The following is a 16,524-nucleotide window of genomic DNA, read 5'->3' on the forward strand; positions in this document are numbered from 1 at the left end:
GACGACGGTCCACAGGTGACTTTATGCGGTGCAAACGAATGTTCAGAATATGGCAAAAACAAGGGGAAATTTCAGACAATAAAAAATGAAATATCCCCTTTTATTTTACATGATGTTGTGGTATACTCTCATAAGCAATACAAGATATGGGGAAGGCGAAAAGAATAGAAAAGCCTTATATTACAGCAAACAGGAGAGACAAAGGTATGATCTATGTAATCAAAAAAGACGGCACGCGAGAAGAATTTGATCCGCAGAAGATCGTCAAGGCGGTAAATAAATCAGCCGCACGTATTCTTTATAAATTTTCAGATGAAGAGAAGGAATTTATCTGCCAGTTCGCGCAGGAACATGCAGATTCTCTTGGAAAGAATGAGATCGAGATCCAGGAGATGCACAATATCGTAGAGGGCGCACTGGAGCGTGTGAATCCGGCGGTTGCCAAGAGCTACCGTGATTACCGCAACTACAAGCTGGATTTTATCCATATGATGGATGATGTCTATACCAAGAGCCAGGCAATCCGCTATATCGGTGACAAGAGTAATGCAAATACAGACAGCGCTCTTGTTGCTACCAAGAGAAGCCTGATCTTTAACGAACTGAACAAGGAATTATACAGGAAGTTTTTTATGAACCGCAATGAGCTGCAGGCATGCAAGGACGGATACATCTATATTCACGATCAGTCTGCACGACTGGACACGATGAACTGCTGCCTGTTTGATGTGGGGGCAGTTTTAAGCGGCGGTTTCGAGATGGGGAATGTCTGGTACAACGAGCCGAAGACACTGGATACTGCATTTGATGTCATGGGTGATATCATCCTGAGTACAGCAGCACAGCAGTACGGTGGCTTTACAGTGCCGGAGGTCGACAAGATCCTCGGACCATACGCACAGAAGAGTTATGACAAATACGTCAGCGAATTTATAAAATACTCCGACGAGAACTGGACCGGCAGAGAAGAGAGAGCTATCGAGTACGCGCTGGACAAAGTCAGAAGAGATTTTGATCAGGGATGGCAGGGAATCGAGTACAAGCTGAATACGGTAGGTTCTTCCCGTGGTGACTATCCGTTTGTTACTGTGACACTCGGACTTGGTACAGGTCAGTTCGAGAAGATGTGTAATATTTCTCTTCTGCAGGTGCACAAGGGCGGTCAGGGTAAGAAAGGCCATAAGAAGCCGGTTCTTTTCCCTAAGATCGTATTTCTGTATGATGAGAATCTTCATGGACCGGGCAAACCGTGCGAGGACATCTTTGAGGAGGGCGTTGACTGCTCCTCCAAGACCATGTATCCGGACTGGCTTTCTCTGACTGGCAAGGGCTATATCGCAAGCATGTACAAGCAGTATGGCAAGGTTATCAGCCCGATGGGATGCCGTGCATTCTTAAGTCCATGGTATGAGAGAGGCGGCATGTATCCGGCAGATGAGAATGACAAGCCTGTATTTGTAGGACGTTTCAATATCGGTGCAGTCAGTCTTCATCTTCCGATGATCCTGGCGAAAGCAAGAGCAGAGAGCAGAGATTTTTACGAGGTTCTTGATTTTTACCTGCAGATGATCCGAAATCTCCACATCCGCACCTATGAGTACCTGGGACAGATGAGAGCATCCACGAACCCGCTTGCTTACTGTGAGGGCGGTTTCTACGGCGGTCATCTCAAACCGAACGAAAAGATCGGCAAGATCCTCAAACCGATGACAGCTTCCTTCGGGATCACAGCCCTGAATGAGCTTCAGGAGCTTTACAACGGCAAATCTATCCGCGAGGATGGACAGTTTGCACTGGAAGTACTGAAATATATCAATGACAAAGTAAACCAGTTCAAGCAGGAGGACGGATACCTCTATGCGATCTACGGAACACCGGCAGAGAGCCTCTGTGGTCTTCAGGTTGAGCAGTTCCGCAAGATGTATGGAATCGTAGAGGGTGTTTCTGACAGACCGTATGTCAGCAATAGCTTCCACTGCCATGTTACCGAGGATGTGACTCCGATTGAGAAACAGGATCTGGAGGGACGTTTTTGGGAACTCTGCAACGGCGGTAAGATCCAGTATGTCCGTTATCCGATCGGCTACAACAAAGAAGCCATCCGTACCCTGATCCGCAGAGCGATGGACCTGGGCTATTATGAGGGTGTAAACCTTTCTCTGGCTTACTGCGATGACTGCGGTCACCAGGAGCTGGAAATGGACGTATGCCCGGTATGCGGCTCACGTAACCTGACAAAGATCGACCGTATGAACGGATATCTTTCCTATAGCCGTGTTCATGGTGACACACGATTGAATGAAGCGAAGATGGCCGAGATCGCAGAGCGTAAATCTATGTAAGCAGATAGAGTTTTAAGTATACAAAAAGAGTACAGATATGACGAAAGTGAAAGTCATGTCTGTACTCTTTTTGGTATATAAGGAGAAATTTATTTCTTCTTAGGTGTTACCGGCGGCAGCTCGCAGTAGTAAGCGATGCCAAGTGGTGTTACAAGAAGCGGGTGGACAGGACGGTAGACCGGAAGTTTGAGTTTCTTCTCGAATACGGTCGTGAATTCTTTGAAGCTGGCAGAACCGCCTACGACGTAAACCGCAGGGACCTCATATCCCTGGAGAAATCTTTCGGTGATTGTTGCCATCTTCTCAACAGTAGCCTTGATAACAGGAAAAATCTCAGCTTCCTTTTCAGGGTCAGTCTTGAGAACTTCAGCGTCCTCGTAAGGAATCTTGTAATGACCTGCAACGGTCATGGTCATGTGGCTTCCGCCTGTTGCCTCATCGTCGGTATAGATGACCTTGCCATCCTTGAGGATGCTGATTCCGGTAGTGCCGCCGCCGACATCGACAACTGCACCGTCAGTGATCTTGAGCACGGCAGAAGCAGCAGTCGGTTCATCTACGATGTTGGTTACTTCAAAACCGGCTCCTTCGAGGACATAGCCGATGCTTTTGATACTGCCCTCGGAAACTCCTGGAGGGATCGCTGCGGCACCGTAGAGAAGCTCCGTGCCGAGTTTTTCTTCAAGCTCATTTTTAAGTTTGGTGACAAGCTGAACGGATTCATAATAATTGACGATCACACCGTCACGGATCGCATGGGAAGGAGCAGAAGCTCCGGCAATCGGGCGGTTGTTGCTGTCCACAACAGCAAGTACGGTATTAGCAGTACCAAGGTCAACGCCGACTTTGAGCCTGCCACGGTAATTTTTGCATTCGCCGGTCCGCACCAGTTCTGCAAAATTAGATAAAGTTCTGTTTTTTAGTTCCATTTTTGCTACTCCATTTCTGCGAAAAAATATCGAATCTGCTATTTATTATATAGGAAATGACAGAAAAAAACAATGAATGGAGGGGAAAACTTTGAAAATTGTGCGACTGCTTTGGAGAGAGACAAAAAAGAGCTGCCAGTAACATGGCAGCCCGTAAATGCAGGATCTGGATGGTTTTATAAGGTTTTTGACAGTCCCTTCATATAGGTGATCGCCAGAGTTTTGTCCTCCGGACTCAGTGCAGTAAAAAGTTTCAGACACTGTGCCTGGTCAGAAGTAAGCCCTTTGCTGCTGTTTCCTGGATCAAAAAAGTCGGTAATGGAGATGCCGAACCCGGAGCAGAGTTTCTGCAGAGTAGGAAGGGAAGGCATATTATGTTTGTTTATCATTGTACTGAGCGTGGAATACGCGATTCCGGATACTTTCGCCAGTTGATAGTAAGACCAGTTACGCTCATCACATAATTCCTGGATACGATCCAAAGGATTTAATTCTGTCATTATAAGTCACCTCATCGTCATTTGTGCGTGTAAAAAACTAGTAAATACTTCCTATATATATTAACGAAATAGTGCCTAAGTGGAAAGATTAGATTAAACGACACAAATGACACGCTGATACGATGCACAAAAGAAGAACGCCGCCTGCACGGGATGCACAGGGCAGCGTTCTGATATGGTTGGGGGATATACCGTAATTATTTGAGGATAGTTCCGGTTTTTTCTCTGTAGCCGTCTTTGGCGTGAGCGATGTCCGTGATGATCGCACGGCGGTTTTCGCCTTTGCTGAGGAAGGAAAGACCTGCCTCGATCTTAGGAAGCATGGAGCCTGCAGCAAACTGACCTTCATCGATGTATTTCTGTGCTTCTTCTGCGGAAAGCGCACCGAGGTAGGTTTCATGGTCAGTATCTTTGTTGAGGCTGACTTTCTCAACACTAGTGAGGATCAGAAGAGTATCTGCGTTCAGCTCCTCTGCAAGAAGTCCGCTTGCAAAATCCTTCTCAATGATGGCACTTGCACCATGGAGGTTGATTCCCTGTTCCATAACAGGAATTCCGCCGCCGCCGGCTGCGATCACGACCTGACCGGCATCTGTAAGGGCACGTACTGTCTCGATCTCGACGATGCGCTGCGGCTTCGGAGCTGCAAGGATACGGCGGTATTCGCCAGGTGCAGTCTCGGTAACAAAGTTACCCTTATCTTCCTCTGCCTCCGCTTCCTCTGCGTTGAGGACACGACCGATCACCTTCTCAGGTTCACCGAAAGCATCATCGTATGGATCGATAACAACCTGGGTCAGGATCGTGGCAACCGGTTTGTAAATACCGCGGGAGATGAGCTCAGCACGGATCGCATTCTGGAGGTCATATCCGATGTAACCCTGGCTCATGGCAGAGCAGACAGACATCGGAGCAAAAGTGTAATCCGGATGTGCTTTACCGAATTCATTCATTGCTGTGTGGATCATGCCGACCTGTGGTCCGTTACTGTGGGAGATGACAACACGTGTGCCTTCTTCTACAAGATCTGCAATTGCTTTAGCAGTTTCTCTGGTAGCAAGTTTCTGTTCTGGAAGTGTTGTGCCAAGGGCTTTGTGACCAAGAGCAACAACTACGGTTTTTTCGCTCATATGGATTCCTCGTTTCTTTTCAGTTTTGGTATAACTTGGTGTGAATAATTATCTATATTATAAAAGAATGGGCGTGGAATTGCAATAAAAAGATAGAATACATCCCCTTGGCATGATATACTGACAGAATAGGAGGTTAAAAGCATGAACTATACAATCAAAAATCAGAAACTAACTCTGGAGATATCATCCAGAGGAGGGGAATTTCAGTCGATCCGTGACGCACAGGGCAGAGAATATCTCTGGCAGGGGGATGCTGCAACATGGACAGACAGAGGACCGAATCTTTTTCCTTATATAGGAAGGATGACCGATCAGAGTTATACATACCAGGGACAGACGTATCATATGGATATACATGGATTTCTTCCAACTGCAGAGCTGAACCTGGTGGAACACAAAGAAGAGGAACTGACACTGAGACTGGAGGATTCACCGGAAACGGAAAGACAATATCCGTTTAAATTTGTGCTGGATATTACATGGAAACTGGAAAATGAAAAAATTTCGATTACTTATCTTGTAAAAAATACAGATGACAAAACCATATATTTTGGCATCGGAGGACATCCGGGTTTTCAGATCCCGTTTGAAGATGACCTGAAATTTGAAGATTATCGAATTGATTTTGGCGAGGGAGCCAAACCACGCCGCATCCTTCTTTCAGAGGACTGTTTTGTACTGGAAAAGGATGAACCATTGCAGCTTGTACAGGGGCGATACCTGAATCTGGAACATACATTGTTCGACAATGATGCGATCGTATTAAAAAATATGCCAGAAGAAATAAGGATCAACAGTGAAAAAGGCGAGAAAGAGATTCGAGTTGCATTTCCGGATATGGATTATCTGGGATTCTGGCACTGGCCACATGCGGAAGTAGATTATATGTGTGTAGAACCATGGAGTTCCCTTCCTTCCCGCAAAAATATCGTAGAAGATCTGGAGAAACAGAAGAACCTGCATGCTTTGAAATCTGGAGAAGAGTACAGAAACATATGGAGCATTATGCTCACTACACTAGATAGGATAAAATAATACAAAAAGGAGACGGCAGTTATGAAAAGATCAGAAATCAACAAAGCATTAAAAGACTTGGAAAATATGCTGAGGGAATATCGATATTTCCTTCCGAAGTTTGCAGATTTCACGCCGGAAGAATGGAAATCAAAGGGGCATGAGTTTGATGAGATCCGTGACAACATGCTGGGATGGGATATCACAGATTATGGTCTCGGAAAGTTTGATGAAGTAGGATTTTCACTGTTTACGATCCGTAACGGAAATCTTAAGATGCAGGATAAATATAAAAAACCATACGCAGAAAAATTTCTCTATTTAAAAGAGGGACAGTACGCTCCGAATCATTTTCACTGGTACAAGATGGAGGATATCATCAACAGAGGCGGTGGAAACATCCTGATCCGTGTTTTTAATTCTCTGCCGGATGAGTCTATTGATAAGCAGAATGATGTGACAGTCCATATCGACGGAGAGACCAGAGTAGTTCCGGCAGGCACGCAGGTCCGCCTGGAACCGGGAATGAGCATCAGCATTATGCAGGGAATGTACCATGATTTTGAAGTAGAACCGGGAACAGGTGCAGTCCTGATCGGAGAAGTCAGCCAGTGTAACGATGACAATACCGACAACCGCTTCGAACCGCCAGTAGGTCGTTTCCCGGAAATTGAGGAAGACGAGCCGCCATACCGTCTTCTGTGCAATGAATACCCGCCTGCACCGGAGAAATAAAGACATAAGGAAAAGCCGCCTGAACTCAGGCGACCTGTTTCCTTAACTTTTTTGAGGGGGGAGATAGAGAGTGGTTATTCATCTATCCAAGACCTATTATAAGAAATAAATGTGTGCAAACTGTGTACGGATTCTAAAAGAAATCGAAATTTTATAAATAAATCTTAAATAAATTTTATAATTACAGGATATCCTTGTATATCTGAGCAGAACATGTTACATTCATTAAGTCGGAATCTTATTTCGCAGGATTCCATTTGAGAGTTATTTTTTCTTATCGTCGTTCGACGAAAACATTCCATTTTTGATTAGATCTGTAAACAGAACGGAAGGGGAGATGCCTATGACTGTGTGAACATATTCCTGGACAGAAACAACAGTAAAGCAGAGTAAAAAGGAGTATGTTTTTATGAAAAATAAAATATGGAGAAACTGGAAAATGACAGGTGCAGCCCTTATCATGTCCTGTTCGCTTCTGATGGGAAGTGGGAGTGCGGTTCTGGGAGCAGAGTTGGCGGAAAGTGATATTTTTCTGGAAGATGCGGAAGAAATAAATCCGCCCGAAGAGTCTGAGACAGAACAGGAGCTGGATTTGGCAGAAGTGGTGGATGAGATAAGGACAATGGAAGCAGCGGAAACTCTGGAAATAACCGAAATACCGGAAATTACAGAATCTCCCACTGCAACAGATATACCGCCGTTCACCGATTCGGAGGAAAAGGATCAGACACCATCGTACAAAATGTGGATAACCCCGCAGCAGACCCAGATCAAAGCAGGGAAAGAACTGCTCTATACGATCTCAGTGGAAAACACGGGCAAATGTCCTCTCAAAAACATCTGTCTTCAGAGCACTTTTTCGGATACATCGCTGGAGGGAACATGGGAAGAAGCGGAAGATGCAGAAATCCAGGAAAAGAACCTGAAACTGGAAAAGCTGGAAACAGGGATAAAAAAAGAATTTTATTTTTCTGTACAGCTTCCAGAAACACAGTCGGGAAAGATCTGCCTGTATCTGAATGGAACTGCAGAGTATGAAGAGGAAGAAACGGGCGAACTTCGAAGCCTTGTCTCAGTGGAACAAAGCAGTGAGACAGAAATCCTCCCGCTCAAAGCAGATTTTCAGGTCACAAAGACGGCTGACCGCACAATGGCAGTGCCGGGAGATAAAGTCACTTTTCAGATATGCATCCGAAACACTGGGGAGAGGACACTTCACTCCGTGGTAACGACAGAAAAATTTCAGCTTCAGAATGTTCCGGTGCGGTTTCTGGAAGCAGAAGGGATCGTACTGAACAAAGCCAGGACGAAAGCACGGATCGAGAAGATCGAGCCAGGGTGTTCTGTGGGGCTTCTGGCGGAGGTGACGCTTCCGGAGAAACTGAAAGACCAGAAACTTGTAAATGAGGTCAGCGTGACAACAACAGAAACAGGGGAACGAAAAGTAACATCAAAGACTGAGATCGAGGTATACAGGACAGCAGAGACACCAACACCAGAACCAGAGGCAGTTTCAGATGAAGGTGCACCAAACCAGAATGCAGAGAAAAAAGGGCAGGCAGCTTCCACGCATCCAAAAACCGGGGATCCCATGAAGCCTGTCTTGTGGCTCATGATGATCCCCGGTTCCCTTCTCGCGGCTGGCTGGGTGCGCAGCCGGATGCGAAACTAGATTAAATAAGATTACAGATTACAGGATATCAATGTGTTCTCCTGCAAGAGCTTTGTTCATGCTTCGAACAGCACAGAATTTACCGCACATACTGCAGGTATCACTGTGGTCGTCCTCCGGAAGACGGTCGTCGCGGATCGCTTTGGCTGTCTCCGGGTCGAGGGCGCAGGCAAACTGTGCATCCCAGTCAAGAACACGGCGTGCATCAGCCATCTTGTCATCGATATCTCTGGCGTGCGGGATACCTTTGGCGATATCTGCCGCATGGGCTGCGATCTTGGAAGCGATGATTCCCTGTTTAACATCATCAACATTCGGAAGTGCCAGATGTTCAGCCGGTGTTACATAGCAGAGGAAAGCAGCTCCGTTCATAGCGGCAACGGCACCACCGATCGCTGCTGTGATGTGGTCATAGCCAGGTGCGATATCTGTAACGAGAGGTCCAAGTACATAGAATGGAGCACCCATGCAGATAGTCTGCTGTACTTTCATGTTGGCTGCAACCTGATCGAGAGGAACGTGTCCCGGTCCCTCGACCATAACCTGTACGTTGTGCTCCCATGCGCGTTTGGTGAGCTCACCAAGACGGACAAGCTCCTCGATCTGGCATACATCAGTAGCGTCAGCAAGGCATCCCGGACGGCAGGCATCTCCGAGGGAGATCGTCACGTCATGCTCTTCACAGATATCAAGGATCTCATCGAAGTATTCATAGAACGGGTTTTCTTCGCCGGTCATGCTCATCCATGCGAAGACAAGGCTTCCGCCACGGCTTACGATATTCATTTTACGTTTGTGCTTCTTGATCTGTTCGATAGTCTTGCGGGTGATTCCACAGTGAAGAGTAACGAAGTCAACGCCATCTTCTGCGTGCAGACGGATCACATCGATGAAATCATGAGCAGTCAGTTCAGAGAGGTCTCTCTGATAGTGGATGACACTGTCATATACCGGAACAGTTCCGATCATTGCCGGACATTCATGTGTCAGTTTCTGACGGAATGGCTGTGTGTTTCCATGGCTGGAGAGGTCCATGATCGCTTCAGCACCGAGGTCTACGGCTTTCATGACTTTCTGCATTTCAATGTCATAATCCTTGCAGTCTCTGGATACACCAAGGTTTACATTGATCTTGGTGCGGAGCATGCTTCCGACACCTTCCGGGTTCAGGCAGATGTGGTGTTTGTTCGCACAGATGGCAACCTTACCTTCTGCCACGAGCTGCATCATTTTTTCTACAGGCATGTGTTCCTTTTCTGCAACAGTTTTGATCTGTGGTGTTACGATGCCTTTTCTTGCGGCATCCATCTGAGTTGTATACTGAGTCATAAGTTTCCTCCTGTTTATGTAAAATTTAAAAGTGTTTAATTGTAAAAATAAGAAGTATGCTGTCCACCGAGGGCATGGTCTACCGGTCCGTGACCATTTCCGAGATCAAGGTTTACCCGGAGTGCTTCTGTAAGATATTCCTTGGCTTTGGCAACAGCATCACCGAGGGAATATCCCTTGGCGAGATTGGCTGCGATCGTGCTGGAAAGCGTGCAGCCTGTTCCGTGTGAATTCGGATTGTCAATACGTTCACCTTTGATCCAGAGCGTTTCGTCTCCGGTGTAGAGGAGATCGTTTGCATGGTCGGTTCTGTGTCCGCTTTTGAGAAGAATCGCACAGTGGAATCTTGCAAAAAGCTCCCGGCATGCGTGTTCCATGGAACTGTCATCATTGATGAGAAGTCCGGTCAGAACCTCAGCCTCCGGGATATTCGGTGTGATGAGCTCTGCCAGCGGGAAAAGTTCTGCCTTGAGTGTTTCTTCGGCTTCCGGTTCCATCAGACGATGTCCGCTTGTAGACACCATGACCGGATCCAGGACAATATGTTCCGGTTTGTACTGGCGGAGTTTGGCAGCAACACATTCCATAGCCTCCGGGGACGGAAGCATGCCGATCTTGACGGCATCCGGGAAAATATCAGAAAATACGGCATCCATCTGTGCGGCGATAAAATCAGCCGGTGTTTCCAGAATCCCATATACTCCGGTAGTGTTCTGGGCAGTCAGGGCAGTGATCACACTGGAAGCGTAGACACCGTTCATGGTGATCGCCTTGATATCCGCCTGAATGCCTGCGCCGCCGCTGGAATCGCTTCCTGCGATAGTCAGTACTGTTTTCTTTTTCATAGTGGTTCTCCTCCTGTTGCAAATAATTTTTTTATAAACGAGCGGAAAAAAATATTTTCTGCTCGGTCATATCCATGAGTGACATGTGGAACTGTCCGATGCCGCCGCTATTCTGATCTGTATGTCTTCCGGCTTCCTCTGAAATTTCCTTCCAGAGCTGACCGGCCGTGGACGCTGCCTCGAAGGCAGATGCTTCGCTGCAACAGAACAGGGCACACAGGGCAGAGAGCATGCAGCCGCCGCCCGTGATCCGGCAGAGCCTTGGATCGCCGCCACTAAGCAAAATGGTCTGTTCGCCGTCTGATACGACATCTGTTTTTCCTGTAATAAAAAAGGTGCAGTTATAAAGTCTGGCAGCAGTCCGCGCGAGTTGTGTCAGGTCCTGCGCATCCATATGCAGGCTGCTTTCCACGCCGCCGTGGGAAAAATGTGTTTCCTGTTCCGAATGAAAAGAACAGAGTACAGCCGCTTCTTCCTGATTGCAGCGGACCACAGCCGGATGCACATGATCCAGAAGCTTCCGGAGTTCTCTCCGGCGAAAAGAACTTCCGCCCACACCGACCGGATCGAGAACAACAGGATGACCAAGCTGATTGGCACGTTTCCCGGCAAGGATGCACGCCCGGATCTTGGCTTCATCAGGGACACCGGTGTTGAGAAGGGTTCCCTGACAGAAAGTAGTGATCTCAGCAGCCTCCTGTTCATCCTGCGCCATCACGGCACTTCCGCCGGCAGCGAGAAGGATGTTTGCAACATCATTCATCGTGACCGGATTGGTCAGACAGTGGATCTTTGGTTGTTTCCTAAGGATCGCAGCCAGAATTTCGTTTCTTTCCATAAATTACCTCATTACTGTGTCAAGCACCTGGCTTTTCTCGAAGATGCGGAGAAGCACATAGGCGAGGATGCTGCCTGCCAGAGTGGAGATAAAGAACGGGATCATGTATACCGTAAATCCGGCAGGGGCAAGTCCCATGGCGAAACGTGCAACCGGGTAAGCGGCAAGTCCGCCGAGAACGCCGGTTCCAAGTGCTTCCGCAGCACAGGTGAGACTTAATTTCCTGGTGAAATGGTACATAAGTCCACAGCACAGGGCTCCGACCATGCTTCCCGGAAAAGCAAGAAAACTTCCGATCCCGAGCAGATTTCGGATCAGGCTTGCACAGAATGCAATGCCGATCCCCCACCACGGTCCGAGAAGGACGGCAGAGAATACATTGACCATATGCTGTACCGGAGCACATTTGCTTCCGGCAACCGGAACACTTAAGAAGCTTCCAACTACGGCTGCTGCTGTCAGTACACCGGCAACGGCGAGCTTCTGTGCGGCATGTGTATTGCTCTTTGACATTGGTTTGACCTCCTTTGTTAATTATGAAACATCTGGTCTGAAAAATTAGCGCAAAAAAAGGAGAAATCCGCGGGGAAATTCTCCTGAAAAATCTTCGGTATTTCCCTACGTTGGCATTATCCAAATCAGGTTATGGGTCGAAACCAGTCAGTTTCCTCTCAGCCAGCTTCAGCCAGCTCCCCTGTTTCATATATTTTACGCTACTATTATACAGCCCATTACAGGATATGACAAGAAAAAATTCGAACCGCTTTTTATAAAAAACGGACACAGACCGGACATTGAAAAAGACTTCGACCTGTGATATCCTATAATGGAGTATATCCCGAAGTGAGGAGGATCAGAATAAATATGAAAGTTTCATCATTATTAGAGAGATTGGAATATACCTGCTGCCAGGGCAGCGTGGAGCAGGAAGTCAGTACTGTAGAGTATGATTCCCGCAAAGTGATCGAGAATTCTCTGTTCATCTGTATCAAAGGTGCAGTTGTGGACGGACATAAATTTGTACCGGATGTAGTTGCGAAAGGAGCAAAGACACTGGTAGTCCAGGACGATGTGGAAGCACCGCAGGATGTCACTGTGATCAAGGTAGAAGATACACGCTATGCAATGGCGTTCATTTCTGCCGCATATTTCGGACATCCGGCAGAACAGCTCAAGACCATCGGAATCACAGGAACCAAAGGAAAGACCACAACCACCTACATGGTCAAATCCATCCTTGAAAACGCCGGATACAAAGTCGGCCTGATCGGAACCATCGAGGCGATCATCGGTGACGAGGTGATCCCGGCAGCCAACACAACTCCGGAATCTTTTGTCGTTCAGAAATATTTCCGCAAGATGGTAGATGCAGGATGTGACTGTGTAGTAATGGAAGTTTCTTCACAGGGACTGATGCTTCACAGAACACAGGGCTTTGTTTTTGACTACGGTATCTTTACAAATATCGAACCCGATCATATCGGACCGAACGAGCACAGAGATTTCGCACATTATCTTGCCTGCAAATCTATGCTTCTCCGTCAGTGCAAAGTCGGCATCGTAAACCGCGATGATGAGCACTTTGAGAAGATTATCGAAGGCCATACCTGCAATCTGGAGACTTATGGATTTTCACCGGAGGCAGACCTTCGCGCAGAAGATGCACATATGGTCGGCGGCAAGGGATATCTGGGAATTTCCTACCATGTCAAAGGTCTTATGGACTTCCCGGTAGAAATCGATATTCCAGGTAAATTCAGCATTTACAATTCCCTGACTGCGATCGCCATCTGCCGTCATTTCAAGGTTTCCCAGGAAAACATCATCAAAGCTCTCAAAGTAGCGAGAGTCAAAGGGCGTATCGAGATGATCAAGGTATCCGATGAGTTTACTCTGATGATCGACTATGCACACAATGCGATGGCGCTGGAGAGTCTTCTCACAACTCTGAGAGAATATCATCCGCACAGACTGGTGTGCCTGTTCGGCTGTGGAGGAAACCGTGCAAAATCCCGTCGTTATGAAATGGGTGAGGTTTCCGGAAGAATGGCAGATCTGACTATCATTACTTCAGACAACCCGAGATTCGAGGAGCCACAGGCAATCATCGACGACATCAAGACAGGAATTGCCAAAACAAACGGCAAATACGTAGAGATCTGTGACCGTAAGGAAGCGATCGCCTATGCGATCCATCATGGAGAGCCGGGCGATATCATTGTCCTTGCCGGAAAGGGACATGAAGATTACCAGGAGATCAAAGGAAAGAAGTATCCTATGGATGAAAGAGTTCTGATTGCAGAGATTCTGAAGGAGGATCAGGAAAAAGATCAATGATGTATGCAGATATCATTGTAGATATTTCCCATGAGAAACTGGATCGGAGTTTTCAGTACCGCGTTCCGCAGGAACTGGAAAGCCAGATCCATATAGGAATGGTGGTATCCATTCCTTTTGGAAATGGAAATCATGAGCGCAGAGGTTATGTGATCGGACTTTCCCGGGAGCCCAAGCTGGCCCCGGTAAAGATCAAACCGTTTAAGGAAATCTGCAGCAGCGAGGAAACAACAGAGGAAAAACTGATCGCCCTTGCTGCATGGATGAAAGAACGATATGGTTCCACGATGGCACAGGCACTCAAGACGGTCCTTCCAGTAAGAGAAAAAGTCAAATCCAAAGAAAAACGCTATGTTCTTCTCAATATTGACAGAGAAGAAGCCCTTGCCCTTGCACAAAATCTCGAAAAAGGCAGATGTAAAGCGAGAGCGAGACTTCTTCGGGCACTCTGCGAGGAACCGAAACTTGACTATACCAGAGCTTCGAAAGAACTGGGTATGACTGCGGCAGTGATCGCACCTCTCGTTGAGCAGGGACTTGTCCATATCCAGCAGGATGAAATTTACCGCATTCCGATAGAGGAAGGTTCGATCCCAAGGGAGAAACTGTCAAGTCTTACTGAGGCACAGCAGGAAGTCCTTTGCCAGATCCAGGAGGAATGGCAGAAGGAAACTCCGCGTCCGGTATTGATCCACGGTGTCACCGGAAGCGGCAAGACGCAGGTTTATATGAAACTGATCGAGCAGGTAGTAGCACAGGGAAAACAGGTGATCGTACTAATCCCGGAGATTTCCCTGACATACCAGACAGTACGCAGATTTTATGGATGGTTTGGAGACAAGGTTTCGGTCCTGAATTCACGATTGTCCATGGGTGAGCGGTATGACCAGTTTCGAAGAGCAAAGCGCGGAGAAATCCAGATCATGGTGGGACCGCGTTCCGCTCTTTTTACACCTTTTTCCAACCTGGGACTTATCATAATTGATGAGGAACATGAGCAGACTTATAAGAGTGAGAACAGTCCACGTTATCATGCGAGAGAGGTGGCTGTGCAGAGGGCAGCGCAGGAAGGTGCACATGTGGTCCTTGGTTCAGCGACGCCGTCCCTGGAAGCATACAGCAGGGCGGTTTCCGGCGAATATCTGCTGACGAAGCTGACGGCCCGCTTTGAGGATCGTCCGCTTCCGGAAGTATCGGTTGTGGATCTCAGGGAAGAATTAAAAGCAGGGAACCGTTCGATCCTGAGCCGTAAACTGAAGGGTTCCCTGGAGAAACGTCTGAGAAATAATGAGCAGTCCATCCTGTTCCTGAACAGGCGCGGGTACGCGGGCTTTGTTTCCTGCCGTTCCTGTGGGGAGGCTCTTAAGTGTCCACACTGCGATGTCGCACTGACAGAACATAACAATGGAAAGCTGGTCTGCCACTACTGTGGCTATGAGAGACCGCGTGTGGAGCAGTGTCCGTCCTGTGGTTCGCCTTATATCGGCGGTTTCAAAGCGGGAACACAGCAGATCGAACAGGTCCTTCACAAGACTTTTCCGAAAGCCCGTGTTCTCCGCATGGATTACGACACTACAAGAAATAAAGGAAGTTATGAGCAGATCCTGTCATCTTTTGCCGCCCATGAAGCGGATATCCTGGTGGGAACCCAGATGATCGTCAAGGGACACGACTTTCCGGATGTGACTCTGGTTGGTGCAGTGGCGGCTGACCTTTCTCTGAATGCGGCCGATTATCGCTGTGCAGAGAGGACATTTCAGCTTCTGACTCAGGCAGTTGGAAGGTCTGGACGGGGCAATAAGCCGGGAGAGGCAGTGATCCAGACATACCATCCGGAACATTACAGTATCCAGACCGCGGCAACCCAGGATTATGAAGCTTTTTACCGCGAGGAGATGAGCTACCGTCTTCTGATGGATTATCCGCCGGCGGCACATATGCTGTCGATCCTTGCTGCGGGAGAAGATGAGGAACTTTTGAGCCAGGGCATGGATTATCTCGGACGATTCGTAGAACGGATCGGGGAAAAATACCACCTTCACGTGATCGGTCCTGCCTATGCATCCGTCGGGAAGATCAACGATGTCTACCACAAGGTCATCTACCTGAAACATCAGGAAGAACGTGTGCTGATGGACATCAAGGATAAAGCAGAAAAATATATCGAAGTAAATTCCGGTTTCCGGAAATTATATATACAGTTTGATTACAGTTAGTGTGCTGTCTCATTGACTTTCAGTTAGCGAAATGTCAATGATACAGTACACTAGTGTACTGCGTCATTCTGCGAAATGTGAGTGATACAGTACACTAATATATAAAGGACAAAAGAAAGGAAGAAAGAAATGGCACTCAGAACAATCAGAACAGAAGGAGATCCGGTACTGAGAAAGGTAAGCAAACCGGTAAAGGAAGTTACACCAAAGATCGTAACTTTAGTAGATGACATGCTTGATACCATGTATGAAGCGATGGGAGTAGGACTTGCAGCACCGCAGGTCGGAATCCTCAAGAGAATCGTAGTTATTGATATCGGGGATGGTCCGATCGTCCTGATCAATCCGGAGATTCTTGAAACCTCCGGCGAACAGACAGGAGACGAAGGATGCTTAAGCGTTCCGGGCATGGCAGGACAGGTGACCCGTCCGAACTATGTCAAAGTAAAGGCAATGAACGAAGACATGGAAGAAGTGATCTACGAAGGAACAGAACTTCTCGCAAGAGCTTTCTGCCATGAGATCGACCACCTCGATGGCAAGATGTACACAGACCTGGTAGAAGGAGAACTTCACAGAACCAGCTATGACGAGGATGAGGAATTTGAGGATTTCGAATAACAGACGAAAAAAG

At 47.4% G+C, this 16,524-nt stretch carries 14 protein-coding genes and 1 riboswitch; of the genes, 7 read left to right on the forward strand and 7 right to left on the reverse strand.

Translation table 11 applies throughout. The annotated features are described in order from the left end of the window. Nucleotides 1-206: 206 nt before the first annotated feature. Nucleotides 207-2,342, forward strand: coding sequence for an anaerobic ribonucleoside-triphosphate reductase (nrdD, locus tag WMO75_RS02010; protein ID WP_349077519.1), 2,136 nt, complete (start codon nucleotides 207-209; stop codon nucleotides 2,340-2,342). 89 nt (nucleotides 2,343-2,431) lie between these two features. Here nrdD and eutJ read toward each other — a convergent pair whose 3' ends face one another. From eutJ to arcC, 3 genes are all read right to left on the reverse strand, one after another. Further along, nucleotides 2,432-3,271 (reverse strand): ethanolamine utilization protein EutJ, encoded by an 840-nt coding sequence (gene eutJ, locus WMO75_RS02015; RefSeq protein ID WP_022215364.1) that lies wholly within the window; start codon nucleotides 3,269-3,271, stop codon nucleotides 2,432-2,434. Between the two features lie 176 nt (nucleotides 3,272-3,447). Further along, a complete protein-coding gene (locus WMO75_RS02020) occupies nucleotides 3,448-3,771 on the reverse strand; it encodes a helix-turn-helix domain-containing protein (protein WP_022215363.1) in 324 nt (107 codons plus the stop codon). A 197-nt stretch (nucleotides 3,772-3,968) separates the two neighbouring features. Then, nucleotides 3,969-4,901, reverse strand: coding sequence for a carbamate kinase (arcC, locus tag WMO75_RS02025; protein WP_022215362.1), 933 nt, complete (start codon nucleotides 4,899-4,901; stop codon nucleotides 3,969-3,971). A 144-nt stretch (nucleotides 4,902-5,045) separates the two neighbouring features. On the opposite strand from arcC, the gene WMO75_RS02030 reads away from it, so the two are divergent. From WMO75_RS02030 to WMO75_RS02040, 3 genes are all read left to right on the forward strand, one after another. Continuing rightward, nucleotides 5,046-5,939 (forward strand): aldose 1-epimerase family protein, encoded by an 894-nt coding sequence (locus tag WMO75_RS02030; RefSeq protein ID WP_227222223.1) that lies wholly within the window; start codon nucleotides 5,046-5,048, stop codon nucleotides 5,937-5,939. Between the two features lie 21 nt (nucleotides 5,940-5,960). Continuing rightward, the gene (locus tag WMO75_RS02035) at nucleotides 5,961-6,653 is read left to right on the forward strand and encodes a D-lyxose/D-mannose family sugar isomerase (protein WP_118698621.1); all 693 of its coding nucleotides are present in this window, start codon (nucleotides 5,961-5,963) and stop codon (nucleotides 6,651-6,653) included. Between the two features lie 409 nt (nucleotides 6,654-7,062). After that, entirely contained in the window at nucleotides 7,063-8,325 is a 1,263-nt protein-coding gene (locus WMO75_RS02040; protein ID WP_118252092.1) for a COG1361 family protein, read from the forward strand. 18 nt (nucleotides 8,326-8,343) lie between these two features. Here the strand turns inward: WMO75_RS02040 and thiC are convergent, their stop codons facing one another. The 4 genes from thiC to thiW are packed head-to-tail and all read right to left on the reverse strand — an operon-like array spanning nucleotide 8,344 to nucleotide 11,850. After that, nucleotides 8,344-9,654 (reverse strand): phosphomethylpyrimidine synthase ThiC, encoded by a 1,311-nt coding sequence (gene thiC / locus WMO75_RS02045; protein ID WP_349077520.1) that lies wholly within the window; start codon nucleotides 9,652-9,654, stop codon nucleotides 8,344-8,346. A gap of 35 nt (nucleotides 9,655-9,689) precedes the next feature. Further along, a complete protein-coding gene (gene thiD, locus WMO75_RS02050; RefSeq protein ID WP_118252091.1) occupies nucleotides 9,690-10,499 on the reverse strand; it encodes a bifunctional hydroxymethylpyrimidine kinase/phosphomethylpyrimidine kinase in 810 nt (269 codons plus the stop codon). Nucleotides 10,500-10,530: 31 nt separating this feature from the next. Next, nucleotides 10,531-11,337: a hydroxyethylthiazole kinase gene (gene thiM / locus WMO75_RS02055; protein WP_118252090.1), complete on the reverse strand. Its 807-nt coding sequence runs from the start codon at nucleotides 11,335-11,337 to the stop codon at nucleotides 10,531-10,533. A 3-nt stretch (nucleotides 11,338-11,340) separates the two neighbouring features. After that, entirely contained in the window at nucleotides 11,341-11,850 is a 510-nt protein-coding gene (gene thiW, locus WMO75_RS02060; RefSeq protein WP_022215355.1) for an energy coupling factor transporter S component ThiW, read from the reverse strand. An 85-nt stretch (nucleotides 11,851-11,935) separates the two neighbouring features. Beyond that, a riboswitch (TPP riboswitch) is annotated at nucleotides 11,936-12,043 on the reverse strand. A 158-nt stretch (nucleotides 12,044-12,201) separates the two neighbouring features. Between thiW and WMO75_RS02065 the strand changes: the two genes are divergently transcribed. The 3 genes from WMO75_RS02065 (at nucleotide 12,202) to def (ending at nucleotide 16,511) form a co-directional block, all read left to right on the forward strand. Then, the gene (locus WMO75_RS02065; protein ID WP_022215354.1) at nucleotides 12,202-13,674 is read left to right on the forward strand and encodes a UDP-N-acetylmuramoyl-L-alanyl-D-glutamate--2,6-diaminopimelate ligase; all 1,473 of its coding nucleotides are present in this window, start codon (nucleotides 12,202-12,204) and stop codon (nucleotides 13,672-13,674) included. Continuing rightward, nucleotides 13,671-15,890, forward strand: a complete 2,220-nt coding sequence (gene priA / locus WMO75_RS02070) for a replication restart helicase PriA (protein ID WP_022215353.1) — start codon at nucleotides 13,671-13,673, stop codon at nucleotides 15,888-15,890. The genes WMO75_RS02065 and priA overlap by 4 nt, the downstream gene beginning before the upstream one ends. Before the next feature lie 129 nt (nucleotides 15,891-16,019). Then, on the forward strand, nucleotides 16,020-16,511 hold the full coding sequence (def, locus tag WMO75_RS02075; RefSeq protein ID WP_022215352.1) for a peptide deformylase: 492 nt from the start codon (nucleotides 16,020-16,022) through the stop codon (nucleotides 16,509-16,511). Nucleotides 16,512-16,524: the final 13 nt, after the last annotated feature.

Source organism: Blautia intestinihominis, from assembly GCF_040096655.1.
GTDB lineage: Bacteria > Bacillota > Clostridia > Lachnospirales > Lachnospiraceae > Blautia_A > Blautia_A intestinihominis.

Bases quoted from the DNA above. Each gene is read 5' to 3' on its own strand.
- WMO75_RS02065 (WP_022215354.1), top strand. From the start codon at position 12,202: ATGAAAGTTTCATCATTATTAGAGAGATTGGAATATACCTGCTGCCAG.
- WMO75_RS02035 (WP_118698621.1), top strand. From the start codon at position 5,961: ATGAAAAGATCAGAAATCAACAAAGCATTAAAAGACTTGGAAAATATG.
- thiW (WP_022215355.1), bottom strand. From the start codon at position 11,850: ATGTCAAAGAGCAATACACATGCCGCACAGAAGCTCGCCGTTGCCGGT.
- arcC (WP_022215362.1), bottom strand. From the start codon at position 4,901: ATGAGCGAAAAAACCGTAGTTGTTGCTCTTGGTCACAAAGCCCTTGGC.
- thiD (WP_118252091.1), bottom strand. From the start codon at position 10,499: ATGAAAAAGAAAACAGTACTGACTATCGCAGGAAGCGATTCCAGCGGC.
- WMO75_RS02040 (WP_118252092.1), top strand. From the start codon at position 7,063: ATGAAAAATAAAATATGGAGAAACTGGAAAATGACAGGTGCAGCCCTT.
- thiM (WP_118252090.1), bottom strand. From the start codon at position 11,337: ATGGAAAGAAACGAAATTCTGGCTGCGATCCTTAGGAAACAACCAAAG.
- priA (WP_022215353.1), top strand. From the start codon at position 13,671: ATGATGTATGCAGATATCATTGTAGATATTTCCCATGAGAAACTGGAT.
- WMO75_RS02020 (WP_022215363.1), bottom strand. From the start codon at position 3,771: ATGACAGAATTAAATCCTTTGGATCGTATCCAGGAATTATGTGATGAG.
- def (WP_022215352.1), top strand. From the start codon at position 16,020: ATGGCACTCAGAACAATCAGAACAGAAGGAGATCCGGTACTGAGAAAG.
- nrdD (WP_349077519.1), top strand. From the start codon at position 207: ATGATCTATGTAATCAAAAAAGACGGCACGCGAGAAGAATTTGATCCG.
- eutJ (WP_022215364.1), bottom strand. From the start codon at position 3,271: ATGGAACTAAAAAACAGAACTTTATCTAATTTTGCAGAACTGGTGCGG.
- WMO75_RS02030 (WP_227222223.1), top strand. From the start codon at position 5,046: ATGAACTATACAATCAAAAATCAGAAACTAACTCTGGAGATATCATCC.
- thiC (WP_349077520.1), bottom strand. From the start codon at position 9,654: ATGACTCAGTATACAACTCAGATGGATGCCGCAAGAAAAGGCATCGTA.